Source organism: Mesorhizobium sp. M7A.F.Ca.ET.027.03.2.1, from assembly GCF_003999175.1.
Classification (GTDB): Bacteria; Pseudomonadota; Alphaproteobacteria; order Rhizobiales; family Rhizobiaceae; genus Mesorhizobium.
Genome location: NZ_RZOM01000975.1, coordinates 1 through 2359, shown reverse-complemented (window position 1 = coordinate 2359; position 2359 = coordinate 1). Strand labels below are relative to the sequence as shown.

Below are 2359 nucleotides of genomic sequence, written 5' to 3'. Positions count from 1 at the left end.
CTTCGACATCGACGGCACAAAGGTCGACCGCAAGCGCCAGCAGTCGCTTTCGACCAGCTTCATGGTCGACAAGGGTAACCGGCGCCATTTCATGGAGAAAGAGATCCATGAGCAGCCCGAAGTGATCTCGCATACCTTGGCGAATTATCTGGATTTTGTCGGCGGCGTCTCCAAGCCGCTCGACCTGCCTTTCGATTTCGCCAAAATCGACCGGCTGGCGATTTCGGCCTGCGGTACCGCCTATCTTGCCGGCCTGATCGGCAAATACTGGTTCGAGCGCTACGCGCGCCTGCCCGTCGACATCGATGTCGCCTCCGAATTCCGTTACCGCGAAATGCCATTGTCGAAGAACGACGCGGCGTTCTTCATTTCGCAGTCCGGTGAGACTGCCGACACGCTGGCCTCGCTGCGTTATTGCCGCAAGGCCGGCATGAAGATCGGCGCGATCGTCAATGTGCGCGAATCGACCATGGCGCGCGAATCCGATGTCGTGCTGCCGACGCTCGCCGGGCCGGAGATCGGCGTTGCCTCGACCAAGGCGTTCACCTGCCAGCTTTCGGTGCTGGCATCGCTTGCTGTGCGGGCCGGCGTGGCGCGCGGGACAATCTCGAAAGAACAAGAGAAGACCCTGGTGCGCGCGCTTTCGGAAGCGCCGCGCTATGCCAATCAGGTGCTCAAGCTTGAAGAGCAGATCGAACGGATCGCGCGTGAACTCTCACGCTACAAGGACGTGCTCTATCTCGGCCGCGACACCAACTTTCCGCTAGCCATGGAAGGCGCGCTGAAACTCAAGGAAATCTCCTATATCCACGCCGAGGGCTATGCGGCCGGCGAGCTGAAGCATGGACCGATCGCGCTGATCGACGAGAACATGCCGGTCATCGTCATTGCGCCGCACGACCACATTTTCGAAAAGACCGTTTCGAACATGCAGGAAGTGGCGGCGCGCGGCGGCAAGATCATCCTGATCACCGACAGCAAGGGTGCGGCGCTGACGAGCGTCAAGACGATGGAGACGATCATCCTGCCGGACGTGCCGGAAATCATCTCGCCGATCATCTACGCGCTGCCGATCCAGATGCTGGCCTATTTTACCGCCGTCTTCATGGGCACCGACGTCGACCAGCCGCGCAATCTGGCGAAATCGGTGACGGTGGAATAGCTCTCATCCTTTCGTCATCCTCGGGTCTGCGCCGCGTCGCTTCGCTCCTTGCTCCGCCCGTGGATGACGAAAGGAAGGATGTTTTCGGCTAATCGTGAACGTATGCTGCTTCCGTTTGGATTGCTCCGTTGGAAGTGGCGGCATAATCGGCTCTTTAAAGACTTCGCAGTTCCAAACTGGACGGCGGTTCACTAATGTCGCGTCGAAATAGCACCTCCGGTGAATCATGTCCGACGCTCCCAAGACTTCCGGCGTGACCCGGCTGAGGAACTATTTCCTCACGGGCTTCATCGTCTGCGCGCCGCTGGCGATCACCGCCTACATCGCCTGGTCATTCATCGGTTGGGTCGATTCCTGGGTGAAACCCTATATTCCGGCCCGCTACAGCCCTGACACCTATTTGTCGTTTCCTGTGCCGGGGTTCGGGCTGATCGTGGCGCTCATCCTGATCACGCTGATCGGCTTCCTGACGGCCAACATCGTCGGCCGCGCCATCGTCAATTTCGGCGAGCGCCTGCTTGGCCGCATGCCGTTGGTGCGCGGTATCTATGGCTCGCTGAAACAGATTTTCGAGACCGTTCTGTCGAACAAGGGCGACATGTTCCGCCAAGTCGGACTGGTCGAATATCCGCGCAAGGGTGTGTGGTCGCTGGTGTTCGTCGCCAGCGAGAAGGAAACCGAGATCAACCAGAAGCTCGACCAGGAAGGCGATCCGCTGATTGCCGTATTCATGCCGTGCACGCCAAACCCGACCACCGGATTCCTGATGTATGTGCCGAAGTCGGACATCGTGCTGCTCGACATGACGATTGAGGACGGCGCCAAGCTGATTGTGTCGGCCGGGCTGGTGGCGCCCGAGGTCAAGCAAATGGTTGTCGTGAATGGCGAGCCGATCGAAGGGATGCTCGCCAACCCGTCGGTTGCCGCCCTGGCTCAGCCGGCGCGCAGGAGCCGCACGGCCTCGTCGCGGCCGAACAAATAAAGCAGCAGGCGCAACGCCTCGCCACGCTGCGATTGCAGCTCCGGGTCGCGCGACAGGATCAGCCTGGCATCGTCGCGGGCGGCCTCCAGAAGGTCGGCATGCGCCTCGATGCGCGCAACCTGGAAACCCGGCGTGCCAGACTGGCGGGTGCCCAGCAATTCGCCTTCGCCGCGCAGCTTCAGGTCTTCTTCGGCGATCAGGAACCCGTCCTCGGT

At 60.6% G+C, this 2359-nt stretch carries 2 protein-coding genes and 1 pseudogene; 2 read left to right on the top strand and 1 reads right to left on the bottom strand.

Translation table 11 applies throughout. The features are described from left to right. On the top strand, positions 1-1162 hold a 1162-nt coding region (glmS, locus tag EN750_RS29860; RefSeq protein WP_127398885.1), incomplete at its 5' end, for a glutamine--fructose-6-phosphate transaminase (isomerizing). Between the two features lie 226 nt (positions 1163-1388). Beyond that, entirely contained in the window at positions 1389-2144 is a 756-nt protein-coding gene (locus EN750_RS29855; protein WP_027036784.1) for a DUF502 domain-containing protein, read from the top strand. On the opposite strand, the pseudogene EN750_RS29850 reads toward EN750_RS29855, so the two are convergent. Next, a pseudogene (locus EN750_RS29850) lies at positions 2096-2359 on the bottom strand (ATP-dependent DNA helicase RecG); the annotation flags it as partial. The gene EN750_RS29855 and the pseudogene EN750_RS29850 sit on opposite strands and share 49 nt — an antisense overlap.